Genomic DNA, 17,015 nt, shown 5'->3' with positions numbered 1-17,015 from the left:
GTGTGGTAGCACGCATGATGAGCGGCGTGCTACCCATTTCGCGTCCAGGAGAACCGCTTGACCACTCGCTTACCACCTGGTAGGGAAGTCCCGACCGGATGGTTCTCGCCCGTTCTCCCGACCTCGACGTCCCGCGCGCCATCGTCGCCGCGGCGACGCGCCTCTTCGCGGCGCAGGGCTTCGACGCGACCAGCGTGCAGGCCGTGGCGGACGAGGTGTCGCTGACGAAGCAGGCGGTGCTGCATCATTTCCCGTCGAAGGAGCACCTCCGGCAGGCGGTGCTCGGCGCGATCCTCGCGCACTGGAACGACACATTGCCGCGGCTCTTGCTCGCGGCGGCGGCGAGCGAGGATCGCTTCGAGGCGGTCTTCGGCGAGCTGTCGGCGTTTTTCGCCGCGGATCCGGACCGCGCGCGTGTCGTCCTGCGCGAGGCGCTCGATCGGCCCGCCGAGACGCGGAAGCTCCTGCGAGGGCCGGTGCGGCCTTGGCTCGAGGCGGTCGCGGGGTACATTCGCACCGGGCAGGCCGCGGGCAAACACCACTGCGATGTCGATGCGGAGGCGTACGTGGTGCACGTGATGCTCTTCGTCATCTCCGCGGCGGCGACGGCCTCCGTGATGCAAGGGGCGCTCGACGACGACGCGCGCGCCAGGAGCGATCGAGAGCTCGCCCGGATCGCGCGCGCGAGCTTGTTTTCCCCCGGGAGGCCCCGAGGCGGGGCCCACCAGAAGAGGTGAATCCATGGCCAATTTCTTCACCGACAACGACGACCTCAGGTTCCATTTCGAGGAGGGCATCGACTGGGCGCCGCTCGTGGAGGTGACCGAGCTCGGATACCGGACCGAGGACGGGTTCAAGACGCCACACGAGGCCGTCGCGTTTTATCGTGAGGTGGCCGGCTCCACGGGCGCGCTCGCCGCCGAGCAGATCGCCACGCGCGCCGCGGCGATCGACCGCGAGGACACGCACCTCGAGAATGGAGAGGCCGTCTCGGGCCCGGCGATGAACCACGTCTTCGAGGCGATCAAGGCGGCGGAGCTGCACAGGCTCTGCCTGCCGCGCGAGCTCGGGGGGCTCAATGCGCCCTTGCTCCTGTATTTCCTCTCGGGGGAGATGATCGCGCGCGCCGACGTCTCGGTGATGACGCATCACTCGTTCCACGGCGGGATGGCGATGGCGCTGCTCGCGTATTCGATCTACGAAGGCTCGACCGCGCTCGACCCCGCGCGCGGGCGGATCGAGTCCACGCGCTTCGCGAGCGCGATCGAGGAGATCGCCCGCGGTGACGCCTGGGGCTGCATGGACATCACGGAGCCAAACGCGGGCAGCGACATGGCCGCGCTGCGCACGCGGGCGGAGCTCGGCGAAGATGGGCGCTGGTATCTGACGGGGCAGAAGATCTTCATCACGTCGGGGCACGGGAAATACCATTTCGTCATCGCCCGGACCGAGGCGGCGACGGACCCGGACGATGCGTTCGCGGGGCTCGGCGGGCTCTCGATGTTCCTCGTCAAGGCCTACGACGATCTGCCGGACGGCACGCGTAAGCGATACGTGACGATCGACCGGGTCGAGGAGAAGCTCGGGCATCACGGCTCGGTGACGGCGGCGCTCTCGTTCGAGGGCGTGCCGGGGGAGCTCATCGGCAAGCGGGGCGAGGGGTTCAAGTACATGCTCGTGCTGATGAACAACGCGCGTGTCGGCGTGGGGTTCGAGAGCATCGGGCTCGCCGAGAGCGCGTATCGAATGGCGCGGGCGTACGCCGAGGAGCGGCGCTCGATGGGCAAGCCCATCGCGCGGCACGAGATGATCGCCGATTACCTCGACGAGATGCAGACGGACATCCAGGGGCTCCGGGCGCTCGCGGTGGAGGCGGCGTATTGCGAGGAGATGGCGCAGAAGCTCGTCCTCTTCGAGCGGTTCTCGGCGGGGCTCGGGCCCGCCGAGCGGGAGCGCGTCTCACGCGAGCTGCCGCGGTGGCGCGCGCGCTCGCGCAGGCTGACGCCGCTGCTCAAATACCTGGCCGCGGAGAAGGCCGTGGAGATCGCCCGGCGCGCGATCCAGATCCACGGGGGCGTCGGATACACCAAGGATTACGGGGCGGAGAAGCTCCTCCGGGACGCGCTCGTGATGCCCATTTACGAGGGGACGAGCCAGATCCAGGCGCTCATGGCCATGAAGGACACGCTCCTCGGGGCCATCAAGCGGCCGCGGGATTTCCTCGGGCGTATCGCGGACGCGAGGCTCGGCGCGTTGACCGCGAAAGACGAGCTCGATCGGCGGCTCGCGCGGGTGCAAGGCCATTCGCTGTCGGCGCAGCAGCACCTGCTCACGCGCACGGCGGCGGGCAAGCTGCGGACGCTCTCGGTCGTGCCGATCGCGAGCTGGCGCGACGCGCTCACGAAGGGCTGGGATCCGAAGCGTGACTTTTCGCTCGCGATGCTGCACGCCGAGCGCCTGATCCGCCTGCTCGCGGACGAGGCCGTCGCGGAGATCCTGGTGGCGCAGGCGAAAAAACATCCCGGGCGGCGCGAGCTCGCCGAGCGGTACCTCGATCGGGCCGAGCTCCGGGCGCGCGCGCTCTGCGAGGAGATCACCACCACGGGCGGGCGCATCCTCTCGATGCTCGCGCCGGAAGCCGAAGGAAAGCCGGCCGTCGCGGCGGAGTGAGATCCATGGGTGTACCGACGAAACACGTGCTCTCGCAGCTCCCGGTGTTGCGAGGGATGGGGCAGGCGGCGCTCTCGTCGCTGACGCGGCGCCCGGCGAGCGGGATCGATCCCGAGCGGGGCGGGTGGCTGGAGGCCGAGATCCCGCCGCGGCCGGCGGATCTGGTGCGGGATTACGTGAAACACGTGGGCGGCGATCCGGCGTGGTATCGCGGGCGGCTGCCGGCGCATCTCTTCCCGCAATGGGGGTTTCCTCTCGCGGCGCGGGCGCTCGCGGTGCTGCCGTATCCGCTCGGGCGCGTGGTGAACGCGGGCTGTCGGATCGAGCAACGCGCGATGTTGCCTGCGAACGAGCCGCTCCGGGTGCGGGCGCGGATCGAGAAGGTGGACGACGACGGTCACCGTGCGCTCGTGACCCAGCGTATCGAGACGGGGACGGAGAGCGCGGGGATGGCGCTCGTGGCCGAGATGCGTACGTTCATCCCGCTCGAGAAGCGCGAGGGCAAAGAGAAGAAGGCGCGGCCCACGGTGCCGGCCGAGGCGCGTGAGATCGCGTTCTCGCGGATCCCGGAGAGCGCGGGCCTCGATTTCGCCAAGCTGACCGGGGATTTCAATCCGATCCACTGGATCGCCCCGTACGCGCGGGCGGCGGGCTTCCGTTCGTGTATCCTGCACGGGTTCTCGACGCTCGCGCGGGCGATCGAGGCCTTGAACCGGGCGCGGCTCGCGGGGGATCCGGGCCGGCTCTCGGTGATCGACGTGCGGTTCACCCGGCCGCTCGTCCTGCCGGCGCGGGTCGGGGTGTACGTGGATCAGAATCGTGGGATCTGGGTGGGGGACGCCCATGGCGGCGGGAGTTATCTCGAAGGTCGGTTCGAGGCGGAGGCGGAGGTGGGGCGATGAACGACGTGTTGTTGGAGCTCGGTAAAAATGCGCGCGCGCGGGCGGTCCTGAGCGCGCTCGGCCTGCCCATTCCGTTGCCCGTGCCGCTCAGGCGCGCGCGCGGGCCGTGGCGCGAGAGGCCACTCGCGGACGCTTGTGTGGTCGTGGGCGCGACGCAAGGCGCCGAGCTCTCGCCGGTGATCGCCGAGGCGCTCGCGGCGGCGGGGGCGAATGCGTATTTGATCGGGCCCGATTCGATCGCGGCCTCGTTCGTGGAGCCGGGAGAAGCCTACGGCCGGCCCGCGCGTGCGCTCGCGGCGCTCCAGGACAAGGAGCGCGTGGCGGGCGTCGTCTTCGACGCGACGGGGCTGCGCGACGTCGCGGCCCTCCGCGCGCTTTACGAGACGTTTCATCCGCTGGTCGGCCGCATCGCGCGCTCGGGCCGCGTCCTCGTCCTCGGGAGGCCGAGCGGCGACAGCCCCGCGGCGTCGGCTGCGCAGGGGGCGCTCGACGGGTTTGTCCGGAGCGTGGCGAAGGAGATCGGCCGCGTGGGGGCGACGGCGAACCTCGTGCGGGTGGAGAAGGGCGCGGAGATGCGCCTCGGCCCGGTGCTTCGATTCTTGCTCTCGCCGAGGTCGGCGTTCGTCTCGGCGCAGCCGTTCGTGGTCGACACGCGGACGAACGGCGCCCTCGACAAACCGCCCTTCGTGCGGCCGCTGGAGAAGAAGATCGCGGTCGTGACCGGCGCGGCGCGAGGGATCGGCGCGGCGACGGCGAGGCGGCTCGCCGAGGAGGGCGCGCACGTGGTTTGCCTCGACAGGCCCGGCGACGACGGGCCGACGAGCCAGCTCGCGCGGTCGATCCACGGGACGGCGCTGCTCGTGGATCTCGGGGCCGAGGAGGCGCCCTCGCGGATCGCGGACGTCGTGCGGGCGCTCGGCGGGCTCGACGTCGTCGTGCACAACGCGGGGATCACGCGGGACAAGACGCTCGGCCGCATGAGCGAGCGGCAATGGGACGAGGTGATCGCGGTGAACCTCGGCGCGGTCGTCCGGACACACGAGGCGCTCGAGCCCTTGCTCCGCGAGGGCGGGCGCGTGGTTTGTCTCTCGTCGATCGCGGGGATCGCCGGGAACGTGGGGCAATCGGCGTACGCGGCCTCGAAGGCGGGGATCATGGGGTTCGTCGCGGGCCTCTGGCCGACGCTCGCAGAGCGCGGGATCACGGTGAACGCGGTCGCGCCGGGGTTCATCGAGACGCGCCTGACGGCGGCGATCCCGGTGACGGTGCGGGAGGCGGGGCGGCGGCTCGCCGCGCTCGGGCAGGGGGGTTTGCCCGAGGACGTGGCCGAGGTCATCACGTTCCTCGCGAGCCCGGGGGCCGCGGGGATCACGGGGCGGACGGTGCGGGTCTGTGGAGGCGCGCTCATCGGCGCGTGAAGAGAATGGGGATGAGCGGAAAAACGGGGCGGCGGGCGGTGATCGTCGACGGCGTGCGGACGCCGTTCGTCAAGGCATTCACGGATTTCACGAAGCTCGACACGATCGCGCTCGGCGTGGCCGCGGCGCGGGGCCTCCTCCAACGGGCGAACCTCGGGCGGGGTGACGTCGAGTCGATCGTGTGGGGCGGGGTCATCCTGCCGGGCACGGCGCCGAACGTGGGGCGTGAGATCGCGCTGGATCTGAGGCTCGATCCCGCGTGCGAGGCGATGACGGTGACGCGGGCGTGCGCGTCGGGGTTGCAGGCGGTGACGCTCGCGGCGGCGGCGATCGAGCGCGGCGAGGCGGACGTGGTGATCGCGGGCGGGAGCGACTCGACGAGCAACGCGGAGATCAAGCTGCCGCAGAAGGTGGTGCACGCGCTCGCGCCCGTGGCGCTGGGCAAGGCCGATCCGAAGGCGATCCTCGGCGCCATGGGCAAACTCGCGCCTTTCACGGACATCCTGCCGACGAGGCCGAAGATCGCGGAGCGGACGACGGGCGAGGTGATGGGCGAGGCGGCCGAGAAGATGGCGCGCCGGAACGAGATTTCCCGCGCGGCGCAGGACGTCTTCGCGGCGCGCTCGCACCACCGCGCGGCGGCGGCGATGGCGTCGGGGCGGTTCGACGAGGAGATCACGCCTGTCGAGGCGAGCGCAGGCAAATGGGTGCACGCCGATGGGCTCGTGCGGGCCGACACGAATGAAGAGAAGCTCGGGAAGCTCCGCCCGGTGTTCGCGAAGGACGGCACGGTGACGGCGGGCAATGCGAGCCCCTTGACGGACGGCGCCGCGGCGGTGTTGCTCATGAGCGAGGAGAAGGCGCGGGCGCTCGGGTACCGGCCGAGGGCGACGATCTCCTCGTGGGCCTACGTGGGCGTCGATCCGGCGGATCAATTGCTCATGGGGCCGGCGCTCGCCATTCCGAAGGTGCTCGATCGGGCGGGGAGATCGCTCGGGGAGATCGACCTCGTGGATCTACACGAGGCGTTCGCGGCGCAGGTGCTCTGCGTGCTGAAGATGCTCGGCAGCGCGGCGTTCGCGCGGGAGCGGCTCGGGAAATCGGCGGCCGTGGGCGAGGTGGATCCAGCGCGGCTCAACGTGCACGGCGGCTCGATCGCGCTCGGGCATCCGTTTGGCGCGACGGGCGCGCGGATGGTGACGACGATGGCGAACGAGCTCGTCCGTTCCGACAAGCGGACGGCGCTGCTCGGGATCTGCGCGGCGGGTGGGCTCGGGGCGGCGGCGCTGCTCGAGCGGATCGATTGATCAGGGCCCGCAATCACCATTCTTGGCGAGCCAATCCGCGAGCTTGCCGTCGGACTCGACCTTGTCGAGCTTCTCCATCACGGGCACGGGGCTGAAGCCGCCCTCGTCTCGCAGCTTCCGGTACACGTCGACGGCCGTCTGCAGGCCCGCGACCTGGGCGTCCATTGGATCGAGCAGGGGGCTCTCGATCTGGTACGCCGCGGCGCCGAGGATGGCGTAGGCGAGCAGGATCGTGCCCGCCCCGGAGCGGCTCTTCGGGTTCGGGCCGTCGATGAAATCGCGGAAGAACGGGCAGAGGCGCACCTGGATGTCGGGGCTCGCCGAGACCCACCCGACCGCGTGGCCGATATGCTCGCGGCTCGCCGTCGAGAGCGGCGCCTCGGCCATTTTCTTGAACACGCTGGCGATCGCCAGGAGGCGCGGGCGCGGCAAGGCTTTGCCCGGCGGGCCGAAGGGGTTGTCCGCGTCCCGCATCTGCTCGAGCCGCTTCTCCGCCGCGTCGCAGCCATACATGTCGACGTAGATCTCGACCTCGCCCTCGGGGCACGCGACGACGTATCGATCGATGATGTGACCGGTGTGGTTCGCGCCGACATTGCCCGTGCGCGCCTGCTGTCCCATGTGGGGATCGCGGCCGAGCGGCTGGGAGCCGTCCTTGCACGTGTACTCCGAGACGAACGCGTAGCTGTCGACCGGGCCGCAGCGGGGGACGGGGGTCTCCTTGCTGCGGCCGAGCTTCGGATCCGCCGCGGGCTTCTTCGGCGCGTCCGCGGCCGTCTGCGCCCCGGCGTTTTGCGTGCTCCCGCCGCCGCAAGCGATCGTGGTCAGGGAGAGGCCGATTGCAGCGAAGGAGAAGAGGAGGCGTCGGAGCACGATGGACCTCGCGTTCGGGGGGAAGACCCATCGTACAGCGAGGCCACCGGCCGGTGTCACTTTTTCGGGCGCGAGCGCGTCCGGGATGGGGGACTAAAAGCCGCGGATGGCCGCGCCCATGCCGGGCGCGCCGCGGTTGCCGAGGAGGTCGGCGTCGCCGCCCTTGCCGCCGTCGCCGGGTTTGCCCGTGGCGAGCGAGACCTTGCCGCGTAGCTCGGGCTCGGCGCCGACGTGCGCGATCACGAGGGAAGGCCCGCCGAGGCCGCCGCCGCCGGGGCCACCCTTGCCGCCCATTCCACCCGCGCCGCCCTGGCAGGCGTCGGGCGCGCTCGGGCCCTTGCCTGCGCCGCCCATGCCGCCATTGCCGCCGCTCCCGCCGGGCTGGCCGTCCGCGCCGTCGCCGCCCCGGCCGCCGCGACCGGCGACGACGCGGCCGTCCCAGAGCACGAGCCTCGATTCGATGCTGGCGATCCCGATGCTCGCGCCGCCGGGCCCGCCGCCGGTGCCGCCGCGCCCGCCGCAGCCGCCGGTGCCGCCGCTGCCGCCGCTCGCGCCCGCCCCGGGCGTCGCGTTTGCGCAAATGGAGGCCCCGCCCCGCGCGCCCCCGGCGCCGCCGCCGCCTTGTCCCGGCAAACCAAAGCCGCCGACGCCGCCGGCGATACCGGCGTATCCATTCGCGTCGAGCCAGCCGAACCCCGCGGCGCCCGCGCCGGGCGTGCCGCGTGATCCGTTGTTTCCCGCCGTGCCCTTGCCCATCACGCAGCTCCAGCCGTTGCCCGCGTCGCCCGCGCCGCCGAGGCCAAACATCGGGGCTGCGGGCGCGCCGACCTCGCCGGATTTCCCGGGGGTCGATTGCAACGAGTCCGGGGTGATCGCGCCGCCGTCGCCGCCTTGCCCGCCGGTCGTGCCGGGCCCGCCCTCGCACGTGCGCGAGACGCGCGGGCCGCCCGGGGTGCCGAGGTTGAAATCGGCGACGCAGGCGGCCTCGCCTGGCACGCCGTCGAGGCCGTCGAGCGCGGGGTCGTACGGGAGGCTCGCGCCATTTTCGCCGTCCTTGCCCTTGCCGGCGCGGACGTCGCAGCGCCGGAGCTCGGCGCGCGTGTGGTCGGCGACGAGCGCGATGGACGAGCCGCCGGGCCTCGTCGCGTCGGCGGCGAAGATGGCGAGGTCCTCGATGCGGCTCACCTCGGGGCCGGGCGCGAGTACGAGCGGGATCTCGTCGGGCGCGCCGTGGAGGCGTGTCTTCGCGAGGTCGTCCGTCCAGCGATATCCGTCCGTGCAATCGAGGCCGCCGAAGAGGCTCGCGCCGGCGGGCAGGACGAGGCGGTCGTGAAAGTCCTCGGCGCAGGCATAGATGGGCCGCTCGATGCCGGCGAGCTCGGCGGCGCGGGCGAGGCTGCGGACGGGTTTGTCCTGTGTGCCGGGCGCGTCGTCGTCGCCGAGGCTCGTGGAGACGAAGACGCCGCAGTCGGCGGGCACGGGCCCGGCGTTCCAGGCGGGTACGCAGCGCGGCACGACGTAGCGATCGCCGGTAGCCTTCGTCTCGCAAATGGGGCCATCGGTGCATTCGGGCTCGGCGGCCTGGTTGCAGCTCGCGGCGAGCAGGGCGATGGGCAGGAGGGCGAGGCGCGCGGCCCCGCCGAGGTTCGTCGGCATGATCGTTCGTTCCCGGATTGGGCCTTGGAATGAAGAGGACGGCGCTCGTGGTGAGCACGCGTCCGGGGCCGTCGGGGGCCGCCGGGCATCACATCACGAGCGCCGACAATTTGGATGATGAGGCCTTCCGCGTCGTTGCGGAAATCGCGGCAAGTTGCGCCAGCCCTGGAAGCGCCGTTCGGGACGATGTTGACCCGCCGCCGGGGGTGTTCTAGGAAAAGGAATCAATGAAAAAGCTCGTCAGCGCGACGTCGGTGCTCCTCGGTCTGGTCTGCGTCGGGACAGGGTGCACGGACGAGGGGGAAGCAGGGTTCACCACGTCGGGCGGCCCGAGCGTGGGGGCGTCGTCGTCGACCTCGACCTCGACGGGCACGGGCGGCACGGGCGGCACGGGCGGCACGGGCGGGCTCGGGGGCATGGGTGGCGAGGGCGGGAGCGGCGGGCTCGGGGGCATGGGCGGCGAGGGCGGGAGCGGCGGTGAGGGCGGGGGCGGAGGCGCGGGTGGGGGTGGTGGCGGGGCTGCGTTTGATCCGAGTGAGATGAAGGCGCTCGTCGCCGGGGGGTATGTCGAGCTCTCGTGGGTGAAATCGAGCAAGCCTGCGTCGAGGGTCGTCCGCGTGTTGAATGGGGCGCCTGCCGGCCCGGACGATCCGGCGGCGACGGTGGTTTACGAGGGCGCGGCGTCCGCTTCGACGGAGCCGCTCCGCCATCTGGCGCCGACGACGGCGACGACGCCGCGCACGTACCATTACGCCGTGTACGGCTGCGACGAGGCCGGGAGTTGCGGCGGCGGGGCGGCGGGGGCCGAGCTCTCCGTGACGATCGGGCAGGCGCTCGTCGGCGGCGGGTACAATGTCGTGTGGCGGCACGCGGCTGCGGACGTCTGCCAGGACAACCTGGCGCTCGGGACGGCGGCGCGTACGTCGTCGCCGGGCTGGTGGAAGAGCTGTGAGTCGAATTGCGCGACGGCGACTGCGCGGCAGCTCAATGCGCAGGGCGTGACGCAGGCGGAGGACATTGGCCTCGCCGTGAAGGGCCGCGGTTTTCCGTTCGGGCGCGTGCTGTCGAGCGAGTATTGCCGGTGCGTGAAGACGGCCGAGCTCATGGACCTCGGGCCGGCGATCGAGGAGCGCACCGAGATCAGCTATTACGTCTACGACGAGGAGGGCCGCTGCGCGAATACGATGATGCTGGCCGCGTCGGAGCCGCCCGCGGGCGCGAATGTGGCGATCGTGGGGCATTCGGGGTTCAACTGCGAGCTGCTCGACACGCTCGCGTGGGGCGAGGCGGCGGTCTACAAGCCTGACGGGAATGGCGGGGCGATCTACGTCACGCGGGTGCTGCCGTCGGGGTGGGCGGGGTTGTAGGCGCTCGCCGCGCTTTTTCCGCGGCTCTGGGCCGTGGGGAGGACGCGGATGCGTCCGCAAGCGCTTGCGAGGTCTGCCGCGATGGCGCGGTGACGTCCGCAAGCGGTTGCGGCGCGCCGCGTGAGGGTGCGGGGGGCGCGTGCAGTCGACGGAAACCTGCTCTGCGCCGTCGCGGCGGGCGTCCGCAAGTGCTTGCGAAGGGTCCTGCGCTGGCGCGGCGCGTGTCGCAAGCGCTTGCGGCGGCCCCTGCACCATCGCGGCGCTGTCCTGCAGACGTTTGCGGACGCTTCCGCGCCATCGCAGGTGGGCTCTCCGGCGCTTGCGACGTTGTCTGCGCGTCAGACGGGCGTGATGCGCAGGTCGGCGCGCGCGGAAGGGCGTATCGTGTGACCCAGGCTGCCGGTTGGCCTGAAAGGGAAACCCTCGCCATGACCTTGCGCCGCGCGCCCCGTCGCATCTGGATCACCCGCGCCGCCCTGATGTTCGTGGGCGTCGCGTTGTGGTTCTTTCGGCGCGGGCTGCCGGTGCTCTCGGCTTTGGGCGTGTCGGCGTGGCTCCTCGGGTGCGGCGCGACGTCGGCGAACACGCAGGCGTGGGCGCAGGCGACGCCGGATGGCAAGCGCGTGTTTCGTGTTTGCCGGCGCCATCCCGGCGTCGCGCCGGATGCGCGCGCCTGGTACGAGCTCGGAGACGGGACGCCTCGAACGGCGCGCCAGCCGGTCGAGGAGCTGCTCGAGAGTGGCCCGGTCAAGGCCGTTTTTGTTTACGACCCGTACGCGCCGCCCGAGAGTCTGAGGCTGCTGGGGATCGCTCATCAGGATCTGCCCTGCGACAAGCCGCCGCCGCCGCCGCCACCACCACCGCCGCCGGAGGAGGAGGCGGCTGACGAGGAAGCGGAGAAGCCGAGCGCCGAGGCGCGCTCGACCGTCCGGACCGTGACGCGGACGTCGGGGCTGAGGCCCTGCGACAGGCCGAGGAATCGGCCACCGGATGGGCGTTACCTCGGGCAAACGACGCCCGCGCCCGCGCCTGGGATGCGCGTGCCGTGTCCGCCGCCTCCGGCTGGGAAAATGAACGAGGAGCAGAGGAGGGCCATCGTCGCGCGAAAGGAGGCCGAGGAGGAGGCGAGGCGTACCGGGGAGCGGATCGGGCGCGAATGGGGTGTGACGCTCGGCGGGGCGGCAGAAATGAAGAAGACCCATGACCGCCTCTTGGGCGGGGAGGGAGCCTGGACCCTGTTGCTCCGGAGGGCCCCCCAGCGTGCCGAGGAAATGCAGGCCGAGCTGGCCAGACAGTTGAATGCAATCCCCGAGCTGCCGACGTACGACGACGAGCGGCTCGCCAAGATCGCGTGGGAAGCCTTTCTCAAGGGTTATGGCAGAGGCTGGGCGGACATCGAGCTGAAGTTCGCGATGGTGAACGCCCTGGCGGACGCCTTGTTGATGGTCGCCTCCGGGGGAGCGGCAAGCCTCGAGACCGCCGGGGCGAGGGCGCTGCGGGCGGCTCAGCAGAGGCTCCGCAGCATGCCGGTGTTCCTGCCGAGCGCGGCGGGCGGGCCGGGCGGGTTCTTGCGGCGGCCGAGGCTGTCGAGCGCGCCGGCTGCGAGCACGCCGAAGGCGGCGACGCCGCCGGCACAGAACGGGACGACTGTCAAGACGACGACGAGGCCGGTGTCGAGTCCGAATGGCGCGACGGCGGGGAAAGCGCGGCTTCCACCCAAGGGCACGCCGGAGAGGCGGGCGATTGAGACGGCGCGCGATAAGGGTGTACGTCTCAAGAAGGCCCAAGAGCTCGAGAATATTCGAGCTGGCGGCCGAGGGAGTGGTGTATGGACCGACGAGGAGCTGGCAGAGATCCGTGCCACCGGCAGGTTTCCGGACGATGTCAACTGGCATCATGATCCTACCGTCGCCAACCGGCCCGACCTTGCGGCCGACCCTTCTGTCGTGCGCCCGGTGCGAGGAGGGACGAAGGGACACCTGGAAGCGCATGGAGGAGATTTCAGAAAACCATGAGTAGCAACGACCTCGGAATTCTAGAGCGAGTGCTCATGCGCCGCTACGGACAGCCAGACGAGACCTACATGCAGGGCATGCGCGCAAAGATATGGGGAGCAGGCACGGCGTCCGTCTCGGAGCTGTTCTACTCGACCGATTGGACGAGAGCGCCGGCGTCGGAGTTTCGCGTGCACCAGCAGATTTACGGCTCCTGTCGTGGAGGATTCCTCGTGGACAGTTCCCTGAAAGTAGCCATGCCGTCGTTCAAGAAGCTTTTTGGGCTCTATAATCTCCATGAATTGCTAGAGCGAGTGGAAGTCAAGCACGCCATGGCGCTGGACCCAGAGCTTTCGTTCTTCATGGACGCATCAAACGTGTGTTACTACGCCCATAAACATGGCAGGTTGTTCGTGTACGATACGACGTTCGACGAACTCTACGAGCGCGGTCCCATCGAATCCGCGCTGGAGGAAATCATCGCAGAGTGGGAAGCGGCTGCGCCGAGCGAGTCGTCGCTCCAGAGGACGGGAGCGGTGATCATTGACCCCGACAAACCGATCGCGTAGGATGCCGGGCAGAGTATGGACGACAAACTCGATCTCGGGCAGGTGTACGCGTCGCCGGCCCCATCGCCAGCTCCAACCACACGCCCGTGTTCTTCCCACGGGCCCGTGGGAGGAACTGCGCATCGCGCAGTTCCTCCCCCCTCGGTCCAGGCCGTGCCTGGTCCGGGTCGAGGGGCGGACAGCCCCCGCGGGGTCCGGGGCGGCGCCCCGGCGCACACGCTGCCAGCCGCCCGCCCTCACCGCCGAAATCCTGGCCTTCTCTCGCGCCTTCCGCTACCCATCGGGCTCCCAGGATGAAGCCCGGAGATGTTGTCGCGGATCGGTTCGAGCTCGACAAGGTGGCGGGCTCGGGGGGCATGGGGAAGGTGTTTCGTGCGAGGGATCGCAGGACGGGGGGGCTCGTCGCGGTCAAGGTGCTCTGGGCGCACGCGCATGAGGATACGGCGACGCGGTTCGTGCGGGAGGCGGAGCTGCTCGAGGGGCTCGATCATCCGGGGATCGTGCGGCATGTGGCGCATGGGCTCGGCGTGGAGGGGGAGCCTTGGCTCGCGCTCGAGTGGCTGGAGGGTGAGACGCTCGCGGAGCGGCTCAAGCGTGCTGGGCTCGACGTTGCGGAGAGTGTGGGGGTCGCGCGGCGTGTGGCCGAGGCGCTTGGGGTCGCGCATGGGGCTGGGATCGTGCATCGGGATCTCAAGCCGGCGAACATTTTTCTCGTGGGGCAGAGTCCGGCCGAGGTCAGGCTGCTCGATTTTGGGATTGCGCGGGTCGAGGGGGGCGAGGCGCTGACGCATACCGGGTTCGTCATCGGGACACCGGCGTACATGGCGCCGGAGCAGGCGCGGGGGTCGAGGCGGATCGATGCGCGGGCGGATGTGTTTGCGCTCGGGTGTGTGCTGTTTCATTGCTTGACGGGGCGGCCGCCGTTCGTGGCGGAGGAGATGCATGCGGCGCTGCTCAAGGTGGTGCTGGAGGAGGCGCCGCGGGTCTCGTCGGTGCGGAGTGGGGTGCCGGAGGCGCTCGACGCGCTCGTGGCGCGGATGCTGGCGAAGGCGTCGAAGGAGCGGCCTGCGGATGGGGCGGCGGTGGCGGCGGCGCTCGCGGGGCTCGGGATCGTGGGGGATACCGAGGTGGCCGAGACGAGTGCGCGGCCGAGTGGGCTCACGGGCAAGGAGCGGCGTGTGGTTTCGCTCGTGCTCACGAGATTGCCGCGGGGCGAGCGGGCGCCGAGGGTGGGGGAGAGCGGGGTTTATGGGCCGACGGTCGCGCTTGCGGGGGCGGAGACGGCGGCGGATGTGGATACGGGGCGGGGGAGGTCGCTGGCGGGGGTCGTGGAGCGGTATGGCGGGCGGCTCGATGCGCTGTCGGATGGCACGCTGGTCGTGAGCCTGCTGTCGACGGGGGCGGCGACGGATCAGGCGGCGCGGGCGGCGCGGTCGGCGCTGGCGTTGCGGGAGGTGTTGCCGGAGGCGCCGATGGCGCTCGTGGCGGGGGCGGAGGTCTCGTCCGAGGGGTTGCCGATGGGCGCGGTGATCGAGCGGGGGGTGCGGCTGCTCGGGAAGAAGGGAATGGCGGGGAGGGCGCCGCCGATTCGCCTGGACGATGTGATGGCGGGGCTGCTCGATGTGCGGTTCGACGTCGACGGCGATGAGGAGGGGCTTTACCTGCGCGGCGAGCGCGAGTTGACGGAGGCGGCGCGGACGCTGCTCGGCAGGCCCACGCATTGTGTCGGTCGGGAGAGCGAGCTCGCGATTTTGATGGCGCTCGTGGACGAGTGCTTCGACGAGCCGCTGTCGCGGGCGGCCGTGATCCTCGGGCCGCCGGGGATGGGCAAGAGCCGGCTTCGGCATGAGCTCTTGCGCAAGCTCAGGGAGCGGCAGGATGCGATTGGCGTCTGGGTCGGGCAGGGGGATCCGATGAGCCAGAATTCGCCGTTCGCGCTCGTGGGGCAGATGTTGCGTGGGCAGGCGGGTTTGTCAGGGGGGATGCCGCTCGACGTGCAGCGGCAGAGGCTGCGGGCGCGGCTCGGGCGGCACCTCGTGGGCCGGGCGCTCGAGCGGGCGGTGATGTTCCTCGGGCCGCTCGCGGGTGTGCCGGCGGCGGACGAGGAGAGCATCGAATTACGCGCGGCGCGGCGGGATCCCTTGCTGATGGGGGATCAGATCCGGGCGGCGTGGGAGGATCTGCTGCGCGCCGAGACGGAGGAGCGGCCGGCGATGTTGATCCTCGAGGATTTGCACTGGGGGGATCGGCCGACGGTGAAGCTCGTGGACGAGCTGTTGCGCGCGCTGCCGGAGCGGCCGATCTTCGTGCTGGCGCTCGCGCGGCCCGATTTGCCGGAGGTGTTCCCGCGGCTCTGGGAGGGGCGGCCGGTGCAGGAGATCCGGTTGAAGGAGCTCTCGAAGAAGGCGGCGACGTCGCTCGTGCGGGAGGTGCTCGGGGAGCGCATTTCGGACGAAATGGCGCGCCGGCTCGTGGAGCGGGCCGGGGGCAATGCGTTTTACCTGGAGGAGCTGATCCGCGCGGCGGAGAGCGGGCGGGCCGCGGAGCTGCCGGAGACGGTGCTGGCGATGGTGGAGGCGCGGCTGCACGCGCTCGCCCCGGAGGCGCGGCGGCTCTTGCGCGCAGGGAGCGTGTTCGGGCAGGTGTTCTGGCGCGGCGGGGCCGCGGCGCTGCTCGGCGAGGGGCCGGGCGAGGCGAGCCTGGGGGGATTGCTCGCGGATCTCTGCGCGCGGGAGCTCGTGGTGAAGCGGGCCGAGAGCCGCTTTCCCGCGCAGGAGGAGTACACGTTCCGGCACGCGCTCGTGCGGGAGGCGGCGTATGCGGCGCTGACGCTGTCGGATCGGGCGCTCGGGCACGAGCTCGCGGGGGCGTGGCTGGAGGAGGCGGGGGAGCGGGACGCGGTTGTCCTGGCGGAACATTACGAGCGAGGAAGGGTGCCGGCGAGGGCCGCGGCGTGGTACCGGCGGGCGGCGGAGCAGGCGCTCGAGGGCAACGATTTCCGGGCGGCGATCGAGCGGGCCGAGAAGGCGGCGCGGGGCGCGTCGGGGGAGGCGCGCGGGGAGCTTTCGTATCTGCAGGCGGAGGCGTATCGCTGGCTCGGGGAGGCGTCCGAGGCCGCGGCGCGGGCGGCGAGCGCGATGAAGGCGCTCTCGCGGGGCAGCGGGGCCTGGTATGCGGCGGCGGCGACGGCGGCGTCGATGCTGGTCCGGCTCGGGCAGAGGGAGGCGCTCTCCGCGCTCGCGGAGGAGGTGGGCGCGCCGGGCGCGGAGGCGATGCGGGGTTCGGCGATGGCGGTGAGCGCGGTGGCGCACGTGGCGGCGTCGCTGCTGCACGCGGGGGAGCACGCGGCGGCGGAGGTGCTCGTCGCCGAGCTCCGGGAGGTCGGGCCGATGTCGGCGCAGGACGAGGGCGTGGAGGCGCGGCTGTATGCGCTGCACGCGTCACGCGCGCTCTGCGAGGGGGACCCGGCGGGCGCGCTGTTGCAGACGGCGCGCAGCATTCCGGCGTTCCTCGGGACGGGCAACCGGCGGGACGCGTGTGTGGCGCGGGTGAACGCGGCGCACGCGCGGATCCAGCTCGGGCTGTTCGCGGAGGCGGAGCGGGAGCTCGTGGAGATCCTCGGCGACGCGCGGCGGCTCGGGCTCTCCAACGTGGCGGCGCTGGCGAAGCAGAACCTCGGGCCGGCGCTCGCGGCGCGCGGGGCGATCGAGGAGGGCGAGCGGTACGTGCGCGAGGCGATCGCCGATTTCGCGCACCAATCGAACCGGCGGCAGGAGGGGCGGGCGCGTATTTATCTGTCGGCGCTGCTGCTCGCGCGCGGGGACGCGGAGGCGGCGGAGATCGAGGCCGAGAGCGCGGCGGAGGCGCTCGCGGCGATCGGGCCGCTGCGGGCGTTCGCGCTCGCGGCGTGGGCGCGGGCGCTGCTCGCGCAGGACAACTGGCCGTCGGGGCTCGGGATCGCGGGCGCGGCGATGGGGCTCCTGGCGTCGCTCGGGGGCATGGAGGAGGGCGAGGCGCTGCTGCGGCTCGTGTATGCCGAGGCGCTGCTCGCGTCGGGGAGCGCGGCGAGCGGGAGACACGCGATTTTCCAGGCGCGGACGCGGCTGCTTTTGCGGGCGAATCGAATGATGGACGCCACGATGCGCGAGAGCTTCCTCGAGCGCGTGCCCGAAAATCAGCGGACGATGGAGCTCGGGCGTGAGCTCGGCGCATAAGAACACCTGCTTGGCGAGCCGGCGGGGTAGTGCTAACTTTCGGCC

Annotated in this window: 11 protein-coding genes; 9 read left to right on the top strand and 2 right to left on the bottom strand. The window is 71.4% G+C overall.

What is annotated here, in order from left to right:
• The first annotated feature begins 98 nt into the window (after positions 1 to 98).
• The 5 genes from GF068_RS24760 to GF068_RS24740 are packed head-to-tail and all read left to right on the top strand — an operon-like array spanning position 99 to position 6,297.
• The gene (locus GF068_RS24760) at positions 99 to 737 is read left to right on the top strand and encodes a TetR/AcrR family transcriptional regulator (RefSeq protein ID WP_153821933.1); all 639 of its coding nucleotides are present in this window, start codon (positions 99 to 101) and stop codon (positions 735 to 737) included.
• Positions 738 to 741: 4 nt separating this feature from the next.
• Complete coding sequence (locus tag GF068_RS24755) at positions 742 to 2,670, top strand: acyl-CoA dehydrogenase family protein (RefSeq protein ID WP_153821932.1); 1,929 nt, start codon at positions 742 to 744, stop codon at positions 2,668 to 2,670.
• A 5-nt stretch (positions 2,671 to 2,675) separates the two neighbouring features.
• Positions 2,676 to 3,572, top strand: a complete 897-nt coding sequence (locus GF068_RS24750; protein WP_153821931.1) for a MaoC/PaaZ C-terminal domain-containing protein — start codon at positions 2,676 to 2,678, stop codon at positions 3,570 to 3,572.
• Positions 3,569 to 4,990 (top strand): 3-oxoacyl-ACP reductase, encoded by a 1,422-nt coding sequence (locus tag GF068_RS24745; RefSeq protein ID WP_153821930.1) that lies wholly within the window; start codon positions 3,569 to 3,571, stop codon positions 4,988 to 4,990. The genes GF068_RS24750 and GF068_RS24745 overlap by 4 nt, the downstream gene beginning before the upstream one ends.
• An 11-nt stretch (positions 4,991 to 5,001) precedes the next feature.
• A complete protein-coding gene (locus tag GF068_RS24740) occupies positions 5,002 to 6,297 on the top strand; it encodes an acetyl-CoA C-acyltransferase (RefSeq protein ID WP_170319654.1) in 1,296 nt (431 codons plus the stop codon).
• On the opposite strand, the gene GF068_RS24735 is transcribed toward GF068_RS24740, so the two are convergent.
• A complete protein-coding gene (locus GF068_RS24735; protein ID WP_153821929.1) occupies positions 6,298 to 7,170 on the bottom strand; it encodes a hypothetical protein in 873 nt (290 codons plus the stop codon).
• Positions 7,171 to 7,263: 93 nt separating this feature from the next.
• Entirely contained in the window at positions 7,264 to 8,826 is a 1,563-nt protein-coding gene (locus tag GF068_RS24730; protein WP_153821928.1) for a PGRS family protein, read from the bottom strand.
• Between the two features lie 227 nt (positions 8,827 to 9,053).
• Here GF068_RS24730 and GF068_RS44350 point away from each other — a divergent pair, with 227 nt between their 5' ends.
• The 4 genes from GF068_RS44350 to GF068_RS46420 all read left to right on the top strand — a co-directional run bounded on the left by GF068_RS44350 (position 9,054) and on the right by GF068_RS46420 (position 16,970).
• Positions 9,054 to 10,193 (top strand): histidine phosphatase family protein, encoded by a 1,140-nt coding sequence (locus GF068_RS44350; RefSeq protein ID WP_206079538.1) that lies wholly within the window; start codon positions 9,054 to 9,056, stop codon positions 10,191 to 10,193.
• Positions 10,194 to 11,263: 1,070 nt separating this feature from the next.
• The gene (locus GF068_RS43695) at positions 11,264 to 12,208 is read left to right on the top strand and encodes a hypothetical protein (RefSeq protein WP_170319653.1); all 945 of its coding nucleotides are present in this window, start codon (positions 11,264 to 11,266) and stop codon (positions 12,206 to 12,208) included.
• The gene (locus tag GF068_RS24715; protein ID WP_153821926.1) at positions 12,205 to 12,756 is read left to right on the top strand and encodes a hypothetical protein; all 552 of its coding nucleotides are present in this window, start codon (positions 12,205 to 12,207) and stop codon (positions 12,754 to 12,756) included. Before GF068_RS43695 ends, GF068_RS24715 begins: the two co-directional genes overlap by 4 nt.
• A 293-nt stretch (positions 12,757 to 13,049) precedes the next feature.
• Entirely contained in the window at positions 13,050 to 16,970 is a 3,921-nt protein-coding gene (locus GF068_RS46420) for a serine/threonine-protein kinase (protein WP_153821925.1), read from the top strand.
• The last annotated feature ends 45 nt before the right edge of the window (positions 16,971 to 17,015 follow it).

Source organism: Polyangium spumosum (assembly GCF_009649845.1).
Classification (GTDB): Bacteria; Myxococcota_A; Polyangia; order Polyangiales; family Polyangiaceae; genus Polyangium; species Polyangium spumosum.
The sequence above is the reverse complement of the archived record's forward strand: the minus strand, read 5'-3'. Positions and strand labels throughout refer to the sequence as shown.